Origin of the sequence: Citrobacter sp. TBCS-15 (assembly GCF_005280815.1) — a bacterium.
GTDB classification, from domain to species: Bacteria; Pseudomonadota; Gammaproteobacteria; order Enterobacterales; family Enterobacteriaceae; genus Citrobacter; species Citrobacter werkmanii.
The window spans coordinates 170,212-183,333 of sequence record NZ_SZWK01000101.1 but is presented as its reverse complement, the minus strand read 5'-3'; the positions used below and the strand labels follow the sequence as shown (position 1 = coordinate 183,333).

Sequence of the window (13,122 nt, the reverse complement as noted above, 5' to 3'; positions counted from 1 at the left end):
ACCCACGTAGCTTCTTATTACTGGAGCTCGCAATCTTTTACCGTGAACGTCAGATCCTGTGTTTCATACCCTTGAGCAAAGCGCGCTATCATCTTCAGATCGAGAGCGCTCGCGGTACCATCGGCACAAAACCTGAGATAAAGCTTACGAGCATGTTGATAATAATCCGTAACAGGCAACTCAGCGAGCTTACCTCTGGTCACTTGATGTTCCAGAATAAGCGTACGTTTCTCAAAATAAATATCAGTAAAAGATATATTATTACTGAGTTTTATAGGGAATTTAAGTTTAGCCGCGTCAGAAAGGGTTTGTTGATAAAACTCTTTCCAGAGGGCTTCTCGAGTATATTTTTGCACGTATTTCATCCCCAGCATCCCGGAATGGAAGAGAACAAAAACAATTGCCGTTAATATCGACACGCGTTTATTAAGCGATGCGCTACCATCAACACCTGTCTTCTTATATTTATGTCTTTGCCAACACCCCATGATTCCGCTAGAAAAACTCGTCATCAGCGCAAAAGTACAGGATAGCCAGAATATGGAGAACGGACGGCCTGGAGGCACCAACTCAGCGCCTAGCTGGTCCACAAAATAGAGCAGCAACGCAGTAATAGCGCAAACGCGGCTATACTTATAGATACCAAAAGCTAACCCGCCCCAGAGCAACACGGAGGCAATAGCAAACCCGGAATCTTCTATTGTTGAAACAGTAAGCCAGCGATCAATCACTATCCAGGTATAACTCAGAGAAATAAATACGGGGCCAGCTAAGCCGGCCTGAGAAAGCTGACGAATTACTGCTGGAATATCATTACTCTTATTATATTCATCATCCTGATGCATTAACTTATAATCTCCCTGGCTATGTTCACCGGCAGGAAATTATATTGCCGGATGGAGTGTTTATACCTCTATCCGGCAAGGAATGCATCTGGATTAACGACGACGACCTAATTTCACCGCTTTCAGAATCACAAACTTATTATTGGTGGCGATGGTCTCGCAGTTGCCGAAAATCTTCTTCAGCTTGTGGAAGTAGTCGAGGTGACGGTTCGCCACAATATACAGCTCACCGTTAATCTTCAGACAGCGGCGGGCGTGATGGAACATCTCCCAGGCGATATTGTCGGTCAGCGCGTGCTTCTGATGGAACGGCGGGTTGCACAGGACGGCATTAAAGCGGAACGGCTCAACCCCGGACAGCGCGTTGTTAATCATAAACTCGCAGCGATCCAGCGCCTCAGGCATATTGCTTTCGACGTTCAGACGACTTGACGCCACCGCCATCGGCGATTCATCCACAAACACCACGCTGGCTTGTGGGTTTTTCTCCAGCAATGTCAGGCCAATCACGCCATTCCCACAGCCGAGATCGACAATCTCCCCTTCAAGATTTGCAGGCAGGTGCTCGATAAAGAAGCGCGCGCCGATATCCAGCCCGGTACGAGAGAAAACGTTGGCGTGGTTATGGATAGTCCAGTCGGTACCTTCCAGCTTCCAGCTTAGCGTTTGCGAAGCAGCGGCCAGTTCAGGTTTGCTGAACGTACAGTTGATCAGACGAGCTTTTTTCCACGCCAGCGTCGTGGTGGTTGGACCCAACACCTTTTCAAACAGCTCCAGCGTCGAGGTATGAATATCGCGTGCTTTCGCTCCGGCAATAATCCGCGTTTGCGGCGTCACCACTTCACGCAGCGCGCGCAGCTGTTGCTCCAGCAGCGCCATGGTTTTAGGAATTTTAATCAGCACCACGCCCGGCGCCTGCGGATAGTCAGCGGTGCTGTCGAGGAACTTGACGCTCGATTCGGCGATGTCGTTGTGACGCAGATTCTCGCGCGTGGCCAACTCGCTTAAATAGGAGTCGCCAATGCTGTACGGCGTGTGCTCCGCCAGCGCACAGCCCAGCGCGCCAAAGGTATCATTCAGGATCAGCACCGGGCCGCTAATCTCGGTATCGTCCAGCTGTTGCAGCAGATATTCATCCGCCGCTTCCCACGCCAGCAGCGGGTTAACGTCATCCGTCTCCGGGAAACGTTTAAGTGACAGCGAACGGAAACCGTTGTCTATGTGGCTCATCGGCCCTCCTGAATGGTAAAATTTCGGCATATCCCTGAAAAGGGTGCGTGAGTATACACTTTTATGATTTGCGTGGACATTAATGAACCAACTAACTTATCTCCAGGGCTATCCTGAGCACTTACTCGCCCAGGTTCGAACCTTGATTAGCGAGCAGCGTCTGGGCGCAGTGCTGGAGAAGCGCTATCCGGGTACGCATGACTTCGCGACCGACAAAGCGCTGTGGCAATACACCCAGGATCTGAAAAACCAGTTTCTGCGCAATGCTCCACCGCTGAATAAGGTGATGTACGACAGCAAGATCCACGTCCTGAAGAATGCGCTGGGGCTGCATACCGCCGTCTCCCGCGTGCAGGGTGGCAAGCTAAAAGCCAAAGCGGAGATCCGCGTGGCGACCGTTTTTCGCAATGCCCCGGAACCCTTCCTGCGAATGATCGTGGTCCATGAACTGGCACATCTGAAAGAAAAAGAGCATGACAAAGCGTTTTACCAACTGTGCTGTCATATGGAACCTCAGTACCATCAACTGGAGTTCGATACCCGCCTGTGGTTAACGCAACAATCGTTAAAGCAAAGTGCGTAGTCGCGCACTGGCTTTGTCTTCAAGGCATGCTAAATTGACGAAAGGATCCCTTTTAGCAGCCTGAAGGCCTTTATGATACGTTTCGCAGTAATTGGCACAAACTGGATCACCCGCCAGTTTGTCGATGCCGCCCATGAAACCGGCAAGTATAAGTTAACCGCAGTTTATTCCCGCAGTCTTGAGCAGGCACAGACCTTCGCCAACGATTACCCCGTCGAGCACCTGTTTACCTCGCTGGAGGCGATGGCCAATAGTGATGCGATTGACGCCGTCTACATCGCCAGTCCAAACTCCCTGCACTTCCCGCAGACAGAGCTATTTTTGCAGCACAAAAAGCATGTCATTTGCGAAAAGCCGCTGGCCTCAAATCTGGCGCAAGCTGAAGCCGCTATCGCCTGCGCGCGCGAAAATCAGGTCGTGCTGTTTGAAGCATTTAAGACCGCCAGCCTGCCTAACTTCCTGCTGCTGCAGCAAGCGTTACCCAAAGTGGGCAGAATCAGGAAAGCCTTTATCAATTACTGCCAGTACTCCTCGCGTTACCAGCGTTATCTGGACGGTGAAAATCCGAATACGTTTAATCCGGCGTTCTCTAACGGTTCGATTATGGATATCGGCTTTTACTGCCTGGCCTCAGCGGTTGCGCTTTGGGGCGAACCGCAGAGCGTTCAGGCCAGCGCCAGCCTGCTGGAAAGTGGTGTGGATGCCCACGGCGTGGTCGTGCTTAATTACGGTGATTTCAGCGTCACACTCCAGCACTCCAAAGTCAGCGACTCGGTATTAGCCAGTGAAATTCAGGGCGAGTCGGGTTCGCTGGTCATTGAGCATATCTCTGAGTGTCAGAAAGTATGCTTCGTTGCGCGTGGTGGCAAAACGCAGGAGCTGACGGTGCCTCAGCATATCAATACTATGCTGTATGAGGCAGAGACTTTTGCTCATCTGGTTGAATCCGGCGAAGTGGATCATCCGGCACTGAACGTCAGCCGTATCACCGCCAAACTGCAAACGGAAATTCGCCGTCAGACCGGCGTGATTTTCCCGGCAGATGAAACGGTAACATCGCTGACTGCGTAAAGGTATGTAAAACAAATGTTGCAGGCCATTGACTGCATGCTTGGCCTGTAATATTTTGTAACCCGCAAAGGGGAGTAACTTCGTTGTCGGTTGATCGTCATTACGATGTGTGCAAAACCACATCCGGTCACCGGGCAACAACAAAGGAATACGCTAGCGTATTCCTTTGTTGTTGTAAGTGAGACCTTGCCGAATGGCAAGGTCTATGCATAAAAAGCAGCGGCTAACGTCATTCGGCGTTGGCCGTTTTTTTATGCATGGGGGAATTATGAATACTGTCGGCACACCGTTGTTGTGGGGCGGCTTCGCTGTTGTGGTGGTGATTATGTTGGCCATCGACCTGCTGCTACAGGGTCGTCGTGGCGCACATACCATGTCGATGAAGCAGGCTGCGGCCTGGTCAATCGTCTGGGTAACGCTGTCGTTACTGTTTAACGCCGCATTCTGGTGGTACCTGGCCCAAACGCAGGGCCGCGCCGTTGCCGACCCACAGGCGCTGGCGTTTCTTACCGGCTATCTGATCGAGAAATCACTGGCGGTAGATAACGTCTTTGTCTGGCTGATGCTGTTCAGCTACTTCTCGGTACCGCCTGCGTTACAGCGTCGGGTACTGGTGTACGGCGTACTGGGCGCGATTGTGCTGCGTACGATTATGATCTTCGCAGGTAGCTGGCTTATCGCCCAGTTCGAATGGCTGCTGTACGTGTTTGGCGCGTTCCTGCTGTTTACCGGCGTGAAGATGGCACTGGCGAAAGAAGATGCTTCCGGTATCGGCGACAGACCGTTAGTCCGCTGGCTGCGTAGTCATTTACGCATGACCGATACCATCGAAGACGAAAAATTCTTCGTGCGTAAAAACGGACTGCTGTTCGTCACGCCGTTGATGCTGGTGTTGATTCTGGTTGAGCTGAGTGATGTCATTTTTGCCGTCGACAGTATTCCGGCAATCTTCGCCGTCACAACCGACCCGTTCATCGTGTTGACCTCAAACCTGTTTGCTATTTTGGGTCTGCGTGCGATGTACTTCCTGCTGGCTGGCGTGGCAGAGCGTTTCTCCATGCTGAAATACGGCTTGTCGGTCATTTTGGTGTTTATCGGTATTAAGATGCTGATCGTCGATTTCTATCATATCCCAATCGCTATCTCGTTAGGCGTGGTGTTCGGTATTCTGTTCGTTACGCTGGTCGTGAATGCGTGGGTTAATCACCAGCACGATAAAAAGCAGCAAATACAGTAAGTTTCATCCGCTAGCTGAAAAAGCCCGACAGCACACTGCGTGCGTCGGGCTTTTTGTTTATCATGTCAAATTAATGTTAATTTAAAGTTATAAAACATGATCTGAACGCAAAAATCAGGAGATTTCGCTTCCCGGGACTTCATCTTTCCTTATACTCAACCAGGCAAACACTTTGTTACATCCAGAAAGATGCATCATCAGAATGCACACAGGATGGGCAACAACACAATGAAAGGATTACTACATGACTACGCAACGTTCATCGGGGCTATTCTCGCGTTTGGCGCAAGGGAGCCTGGTTAAACAAATTTTGATCGGTTTGGTACTGGGGATATTGTTGGCGCTAGTGTCAAAACCTGCTGCAGAAGCCGTCGGGCTGTTGGGTACGCTGTTCGTTGGCGCATTAAAAGCCGTGGCCCCTGTTCTGGTCCTGATGCTGGTTATGGCGTCCATCGCCAACCACCAGCACGGACAAAAAACCAATATCCGTCCAATCCTGTTCCTTTACCTGCTCGGTACTTTTTCCGCAGCGTTAGCGGCGGTTGTCTTCAGCTTCGCCTTCCCGTCCACACTGCATCTTTCCAGCAGCGCCAGCGACATCGTACCGCCGTCCGGCATTGTCGAAGTGATGCGTGGCCTGCTGATGAGTATGGTTTCGAACCCGATTGATGCCCTGCTTAACGCCAACTATATCGGCATTCTGGTATGGGCCGTCGGCCTGGGCTTTGCGCTGCGTCATGGGAATGAAACGACCAAAAATCTGGTCAATGATATGTCCAACGCCGTCACCTTTATGGTGAAGCTGGTGATTCGTTTCGCGCCAATTGGGATCTTCGGCCTGGTCTCCTCCACGCTGGCAACCACCGGTTTTGCCACGCTTTGGGGCTACGCTCAGCTGCTGACCGTGCTGGTAGGTTGTATGCTGCTGGTAGCGCTGGTGGTTAACCCGCTGCTGGTATTCTGGAAAATTCGCCGTAACCCGTATCCGCTGGTGCTGGCCTGTCTGCGTGAAAGCGGCGTGTATGCCTTCTTTACCCGCAGCTCCGCGGCAAACATTCCGGTGAATATGGCGCTGTGTGAGAAGTTGAATCTGGATCGTGATACCTACTCGGTTTCTATTCCGCTGGGGGCCACCATCAATATGGCGGGTGCTGCGATCACCATTACCGTGCTGACGCTGGCGGCGGTGAATACGCTGGGTATTCCGGTCGATTTACCGACAGCGCTGTTACTCAGCGTGGTGGCTTCGCTGTGTGCCTGCGGCGCATCGGGCGTGGCGGGCGGTTCTCTGCTGTTAATCCCCCTGGCATGCAACATGTTCGGGATTCCGAATGATATCGCCATGCAGGTGGTTGCCGTTGGCTTTATCATCGGCGTGCTGCAGGACTCCTGTGAAACGGCATTAAACTCTTCTACAGACGTCCTGTTTACCGCTGCTGCCTGTCAGGCAGAAGACGAACGTCTGGCCAACAACGCCCTGCGCGGCTAATCTCTGCTCCCCTCCGTCATCGGGCGGAGGGGTTACTATCTTGTACGCTTTTTTCAATTTTGAACGGATCAATTCCGCGTTTTTGCATCCGCCGGAAGCGAATAATATTCAAGCCGTTCATCACCAGAAAACTCCCTTCAATCATCGTCCCGCCAATCGATCCCAGCCAGAAGTTATGGATAACCCAGCAAGCGGTTGCGCACCACATAACGCAACGCACGGTTAACCCCTGGCAGCGAAACAGCGCCCAGGTGCTGGCCAGCGTGCCGATTATCGGCAACAGCTCCATCGCATGCTGTAATTTCGCCAGCCCGAGAACCAGGGTGAGGATAATAAAAACGGTCATTACCCACAGTTTACGGGTATGCATCGAGACGAGTGTGCGGATGGTATTGAGCTCAGCGCTCATTCCTGCAGGCCAGGCGCCCATCAGGAAAAAATGCACGCCAATGGTAGCGCTATAGACAGCGAGTTGCAGCCGGAACCGACGCTCATCGCGATTGAAAAAGGTGGTAATGCCGATTAGAAAGGCGATGACACCTACGCCCTGGGCCAGCCAATACGCGGTCATGCAAGCAACCCCAATTCTATCTCGTAGGCCGGATAAGGCGAGTTCGCCACCATCCGGCAACGGTTTGTGCCTGATGGCGCTGCGCTTATCAGGCCTACGGTTTGCGCAGACCTGTATGCAGGTACCATCAGGTATTTACTACAACGTTACGCCGCTTTTAAATATCGCTAACTCTCTAAAATCATTCCGCTCGTTGCAGGTTTGCTTGCCGTTGGCAAAATCGACGATGGTATCGACAAATTCTTCCAGTAACTGCGGCATCGCTTTGCCGTGGATCAGTTGTCCGGCATCAAAATCGATCCAGTGCTTTTTCTTCGCTGCCAGCTCGCTGTTGGTAGCAATTTTCACCGTCGGCACAAATCCACCGTACGGCGTACCGCGACCGGTACTGAACAGCACCATATGACAGCCCGCTCCAGCCAGTGCACTGGTGGCGACTGCGTCGTTACCCGGCGCGCTCAGCAGGTTCAGGCCGTGCGTTTTCAGGCGTTCACCGTAGCGCAGTACGTCCACCACCTGGCTGGAGCCTGCTTTTTGGGTACAGCCGAGAGATTTATCTTCCAGGGTGGTGATACCGCCCGCTTTGTTGCCCGGCGATGGGTTTTCGTAGATCGGCTGGTCGTGAGCAATGAAGTACTGTTTGAAGTCATTCACCATAGTGACCAGCTTGCCGAACGTTTCTTCGTCACGGCAGTGGTCCATCAACAGTTGCTCGGCGCCGAACATTTCCGGTACTTCGGTCAGCACGGTGGTGCCGCCGTTGGCAATCACGTAGTCGGAAAAGCGGCCCAGCATCGGGTTGGCGGTAATACCGGACAGGCCGTCAGAGCCGCCGCATTCGAGACCAAACTTCAGCTCGCCCAGCTTACCGGGTTCACGCTTATCGTTACGCATCACGTTGTACAACTGGTGAAGATGTTCGATCCCCGCTTCCACTTCATCTTCCTGGTGTTGGCAGACCATAAAGTGAACGCGATCGGGATCGTACTCGCCTAAGGTTTCGCGAAAAGCGTCAACCTGGTTGTTTTCACAGCCGAGACCGACCACCAGCACTGCGCCCGCGTTCGGGTGGCGCACCATGTTTTGCAGCATGGTGCGGGTGTTGATATGGTCGTCACCCAGTTGCGAGCAGCCGTAGGTGTGGCTGAAGAGATGCACGCCGTCGATCCCTTCGGCATCGTTGGTCTCTTTCAGGAAGCGATTCTGCATCTGACGGGCCATGGCGTTGACGCAGCCTACTGTCGGCAGGATCCACAGTTCATTACGCACACCAACATCGCCGTTGGCACGACGGTAGATCTGTACATCACGATCCGCCGGTTGCGCCTCAGGTTCCTGAAAGTCGGGTTGATAGCTATATTCATCCAGATCGCTCAGATTGGTACGCGTGTTATGAGCATGAATATGCTCGCCCGCCGCGATATCAGCCAGAGCATGGCCGATTGGCAGGCCATATTTCATGACGTTCTCACCCTGCGCGATATCGCAAAGCGCGAACTTATGCCCACGAGAGACCGCCTGGCGCAGGGTTACCGCCTGCCCGTCAACGGTAACTTCGGTTCCTTCAGCCAAATCAGCGAGCGCTACCGCAACGTTATCCAGCGTATGGATCTTGATGTATTGCATATCAACCCCGGACCTTAGAGCCTATTTCAGTAGGCGTATATTGTCGCAGCCCGTTTGGACACGGACAGCGCGCAAAAACCGGAGCGTACACGCAGTACGTGAGGATTTTGAGCACTGCCCAGGTTCAAACTGGCAAGTAAAATAGCCTAATGGATAGGCTCTTAGTTCAATTCAATGGCGAAGTAATCGCGCGCATTGTTGAAACAAATGTTTTTCACCATTTCACCCAGCAGTTGGATGTCGGCTGGGGCTTCGCCCGCAGCAACCCAACGACCGATCATCTGGCACAGAATACGACGGAAGTATTCGTGACGGGTGTAAGACAGGAAGCTACGGCTGTCGGTCAGCATGCCGACGAAGCGGCTCAGCAGGCCCAGTTGCGCCAGCTGTGTCATCTGACGTTCCATCCCGTCTTTCTGATCGTTGAACCACCAGCCGGAACCGAACTGCATCTTGCCCGGCATGCCTTCGCCCTGGAAGTTACCGATCATGGTGCCCAGCACTTCGTTATCGCGCGGGTTCAGGCAGTACAGAATGGTTTTCGGCAGCAGGTTTTGTTCGTTCTGCTTGCTCAGCAGTTTGGACAGCTCTTCCGCCATCGGACGGTCGTTGATGGAGTCGAAGCCAACGTCCGCGCCCAGCAGTTTGAACTGACGCAGGTTGTTATTACGCAGCGCGCCGATGTGGTACTGCTGTACCCATTCGCGACGGGCGTATTCTGCACCGAGGAACACCAGCACGGCGGTTTTGAACTGCGCCACTTCGTGCTCGCTCAGGGTTTCACCAGCCAGACGACGCGTCAGGATGCTGTCCAGCTCCGCTTCGTTGGATTCCGCAAACAGGACAACGTCCAGCGCGTGGTCAGACACTTTACAGCCGTGAGCGGCGAAGTGGTCCAGGCGTTTGGTCAGCGCGGTCTGCAGGTCAGCGAAACGACGGATATCGGTGTCAGAGACTTCACCGAGCTTGGCCATGTAATCGTTAAAGGTCGCCAGTTCGATGTTGAAGGCTTTATCCGGACGCCAGCTTGGCAGCACTTTTACGTCGAAGGAGCCGTCTTTAGCAACGGCCGCGTGGTGCTCCAGAGAATCGATCGGGTCATCGGTGGTGCCGACCATTTTCACGTTCATCTGCTTCATGATACCGCGCGCAGAGAATTGATCCTGCGCCAGCAGTTCGTTGCACTGGTTCCAGATTTCGTCAGCCGTTGCCGGAGACAGCAACTTACCTGTAATACCAAACGGGCGACGTAACTCAAGGTGGGTCCAGTGGTACAGCGGGTTACCGATAGTGTGCGGAACCGTAGCGGCCCAGGCATCAAACTTCTCACGATCGGAGGCATCGCCGGTACACAGGCGCTCAGCAACGCCGTTGGTACGCATCGCACGCCACTTATAGTGGTCACCCTTCAGCCAGATGTCATACAGGTTATTAAAACGGTAGTTTTCAGCGATTTGTTGCGGTGGTAAATGGCAGTGGTAATCGAAGATCGGCTGGTCTTTGGCGTAATCATGATACAGACGGCGGGCAAATTCGGTATCCAGCAGGAAATCTTCTGTCATAAACGGGGTCATTATCGTCTTCCTCTCAACGAGTGCGTCAGATTGCTTATGTTTTGATGTTGACAAAGTTATCACACCAATTTCCACACACTGAAGATATTTTCGTGAGTTAGATCAACAAATGATGACAAAAAAATTACTCTCAAAGAGGTAAATCATGCCTCAAGCCGCGCCAGCACTGGCTTTGCTGAATCGAAATAATGACCACACGAAGATTCACACTTTTGTGATGGCACTCACCTTTTAAAGTTGTATGACAAGTTATCTTTTGGCCGTCGCGATACATAAGCCGACGGAATGCAAATTACCGATGTATCACCATCGGATTGACCGGTACGGAAACCGAATTAGCACAACTATTGACATGGCAACGTTCGGGGAGTACCGGCTTTTTTTCGGTTCCCCCCTCGTAAAAGAACATCCTCCGCTCTGAACTGGAAGATGACCGCTCGTTCGCGGACATAACAAAACGATGAGGTTTTACATGCGTAAAATTAAAGGGTTACGTTGGTACATGATCGCACTGGTGACGCTTGGCACCGTGCTGGGTTACCTGACACGTAACACTGTGGCGGCAGCTGCGCCGACTCTGATGGAAGAGTTACACATCTCCACTCAACAGTATTCCTATATCATCGCAGCGTATTCTGCTGCTTACACCGTAATGCAACCCGTTGCTGGCTACGTGCTTGATGTTCTCGGCACGAAAATAGGTTACGCGATGTTCGCCGTTCTGTGGGCCGTCTTCTGTGGCGCGACCGCACTGGCTGGCAGCTGGGGTGGCCTGGCGTTGGCGCGAGGTGCGGTAGGTGCCGCTGAAGCCGCAATGATCCCGGCCGGTCTGAAAGCCAGTTCTGAATGGTTCCCGGCAAAAGAGCGTTCAATTGCCGTCGGTTACTTCAACGTCGGTTCTTCTATCGGCGCGATGATCGCTCCGCCCCTGGTGGTCTGGGCGATCGTCATGCACAGCTGGCAAATGGCATTCATTATTTCCGGTGCCCTGAGCTTCATCTGGGCGATGTCCTGGCTGGTGTTCTATAAACACCCACGCGACCAGAAAAAACTGTCTGACGAAGAACGTGATTACATTCTGAACGGCCAGGAATCACAGCATAAAAACACGACCTCGAAGAAAATGTCGCTCGGCCAGATCCTGCGTAACCGCCAGTTCTGGGGCATCGCGCTGCCGCGTTTCCTGGCTGAACCGGCGTGGGGGACTTTCAACGCCTGGATCCCGCTGTTCATGTTTAAAGTCTACGGCTTTAACCTGAAAGAAATCGCCATGTTTGCCTGGATGCCGATGCTGTTTGCTGACCTGGGCTGTATCGTTGGGGGTTACTTACCACCGCTGTTCCAGCGTTGGTTTGGCGTGAACCTGATCGTGTCCCGTAAAATGGTGGTCACCATGGGCGCGCTGCTGATGATTGGCCCAGGGATGATTGGTCTGTTCACCAGCCCGTACATCGCTATCGCCCTGCTGTGCGTCGGCGGCTTTGCTCACCAGGCGCTGTCCGGTGCGCTGATTACACTCTCTTCTGACGTATTTGGTCGTAATGAAGTGGCAACCGCGAACGGTCTGACCGGTATGTCCGCCTGGCTTGCCAGTACGCTGTTTGCCCTGGTCGTTGGCGCGCTGGCCGACACCATCGGCTTTAGCCCGCTGTTCGCCGTGCTGGCGGTATTCGACCTGCTTGGCGCGTTAGTCATCTGGACGGTACTGCAGAACAAATCAGCCAGCGAGATAGATTCAGGTCCGCAAACTGGCGATCCCGCGACGCAAAGTTAACCGGATGCGATACAAAAAGGTTATATAATGCTAAGCCGTCAGTTATCTGGCGGCTTTTTTGTCCTCGCGAGTGGAGGCGTAATCGCAAAAGTGGTATAACAAATATAGTCTGCCGTATCATGCCTGGAGCGCATATGGAAATCACCGAACCACGCCGTTTATACCAACAACTTGCCGCTGATCTTAAAGAACGCATCGAGCAGGGTGTCTATCTGGTGGGTGACAAACTCCCCGCCGAGCGCTTTATCGCCGATGAAAAAAATGTCAGCCGTACCGTGGTTCGTGAAGCGATTATCATGCTGGAAGTTGAGGGCTATGTTGAGGTGCGTAAAGGATCGGGGATCCACGTCATCTCTAACCAACCCAAACATTATGTTGCTCCCGACGAAGGTTTGGAATTCGCCAGCTACGGTCCTTTTGAATTGCTGCAAGCGCGTCAACTTATTGAGAGCAACATCGCCGAGTTTGCCGCCACCCAGGTGACCAAGCAGGACATTATGAAACTGATGGAAATCCAGGAGAAGTCGCGCAACGAAAAAAGCTTTCGTGACTCCGAGTGGGATCTCCAGTTCCATGTGCAGGTTGCGCTGGCCACGCAGAACTCCGCCCTGGCCGCCATCGTGGAAAAAATGTGGACTCAGCGTATCCATAACCCCTACTGGAAAAAACTGCACGACCACATCGACTCGCGTACGGTCGATAACTGGTGCGATGACCATGACCAGATCCTACGGGCGCTGATTCGCAAAGATCCCCATGCCGCTAAACTGGCGATGTGGCAGCACCTTGAGAACACGAAGCAGATGCTGTTTAACGAAACCAGCGATGATTTTGAGTTCAACGCGGACCGTTACCTTTTTACTGAAAATCCGGTCGTTCATCTCGATACGGCCGCTAACGGCGCAAAATAATCAATCTTATCGATACAGGCGTGACGGCGCGCCTGTACCTGATGCTGAGTAAGCATTAGGTATAAAATGTCAGCCTGTGTAAATCCTCTCGCCTCCCTCTAATGCGATAAGCAAAATCAGAGTTCAGCAACCGTAATTTCTATAACGGACAACGTTGACCTTTGTTACAATTAGATGCTATTTGAATTTTTGTGTTTAAGAGCTTGCTAAC

At 52.6% G+C, this 13,122-nt stretch carries 11 protein-coding genes; 6 read left to right on the top strand and 5 right to left on the bottom strand.

The genetic code is table 11. The features are described from left to right. Positions 1-17: 17 nt before the first annotated feature. Positions 18-845, bottom strand: a complete 828-nt coding sequence (locus tag FDW96_RS04035; RefSeq protein ID WP_252182532.1) for a hypothetical protein — start codon at positions 843-845, stop codon at positions 18-20. 93 nt (positions 846-938) lie between these two features. Continuing rightward, complete coding sequence (gene rlmG, locus FDW96_RS04030) at positions 939-2,075, bottom strand: 23S rRNA (guanine(1835)-N(2))-methyltransferase RlmG (protein ID WP_137349711.1); 1,137 nt, start codon at positions 2,073-2,075, stop codon at positions 939-941. An 82-nt stretch (positions 2,076-2,157) separates the two neighbouring features. Between rlmG and FDW96_RS04025 the strand changes: the two genes are divergently transcribed. The 4 genes from FDW96_RS04025 to sstT all read left to right on the top strand — a co-directional run bounded on the left by FDW96_RS04025 (position 2,158) and on the right by sstT (position 6,455). Continuing rightward, the gene (locus tag FDW96_RS04025) at positions 2,158-2,658 is read left to right on the top strand and encodes a M48 family metallopeptidase (protein ID WP_042311118.1); all 501 of its coding nucleotides are present in this window, start codon (positions 2,158-2,160) and stop codon (positions 2,656-2,658) included. 72 nt (positions 2,659-2,730) lie between these two features. Beyond that, complete coding sequence (locus tag FDW96_RS04020; protein WP_061382486.1) at positions 2,731-3,729, top strand: Gfo/Idh/MocA family protein; 999 nt, start codon at positions 2,731-2,733, stop codon at positions 3,727-3,729. Positions 3,730-3,997: 268 nt separating this feature from the next. Beyond that, complete coding sequence (locus tag FDW96_RS04015) at positions 3,998-4,966, top strand: TerC family protein (protein ID WP_038642882.1); 969 nt, start codon at positions 3,998-4,000, stop codon at positions 4,964-4,966. A 244-nt stretch (positions 4,967-5,210) separates the two neighbouring features. Continuing rightward, complete coding sequence (sstT, locus tag FDW96_RS04010; RefSeq protein WP_061382487.1) at positions 5,211-6,455, top strand: serine/threonine transporter SstT; 1,245 nt, start codon at positions 5,211-5,213, stop codon at positions 6,453-6,455. Between the two features lie 16 nt (positions 6,456-6,471). On the opposite strand, the gene FDW96_RS04005 is transcribed toward sstT, so the two are convergent. From FDW96_RS04005 to uxaC, 3 genes are all read right to left on the bottom strand, one after another. Next, positions 6,472-7,026: a YgjV family protein gene (locus tag FDW96_RS04005; RefSeq protein ID WP_042311125.1), complete on the bottom strand. Its 555-nt coding sequence runs from the start codon at positions 7,024-7,026 to the stop codon at positions 6,472-6,474. Between the two features lie 138 nt (positions 7,027-7,164). Then, positions 7,165-8,652: a UxaA family hydrolase gene (locus tag FDW96_RS04000; RefSeq protein ID WP_042311128.1), complete on the bottom strand. Its 1,488-nt coding sequence runs from the start codon at positions 8,650-8,652 to the stop codon at positions 7,165-7,167. A 161-nt stretch (positions 8,653-8,813) separates the two neighbouring features. After that, positions 8,814-10,226 carry a glucuronate isomerase gene (gene uxaC / locus FDW96_RS03995; RefSeq protein WP_137349709.1) on the bottom strand — a complete coding sequence of 471 codons (1,413 nt, stop codon included), beginning with the start codon at positions 10,224-10,226 and terminating at the stop codon, positions 8,814-8,816. 472 nt (positions 10,227-10,698) lie between these two features. On the opposite strand from uxaC, the gene FDW96_RS03990 reads away from it, so the two are divergent. Both FDW96_RS03990 and exuR read left to right on the top strand, forming a co-directional pair. Next, complete coding sequence (locus FDW96_RS03990; protein WP_042311133.1) at positions 10,699-12,000, top strand: MFS transporter; 1,302 nt, start codon at positions 10,699-10,701, stop codon at positions 11,998-12,000. 134 nt (positions 12,001-12,134) lie between these two features. Next, on the top strand, positions 12,135-12,911 hold the full coding sequence (exuR, locus tag FDW96_RS03985; protein ID WP_038634073.1) for a transcriptional regulator ExuR: 777 nt from the start codon (positions 12,135-12,137) through the stop codon (positions 12,909-12,911). Positions 12,912-13,122: the final 211 nt, after the last annotated feature.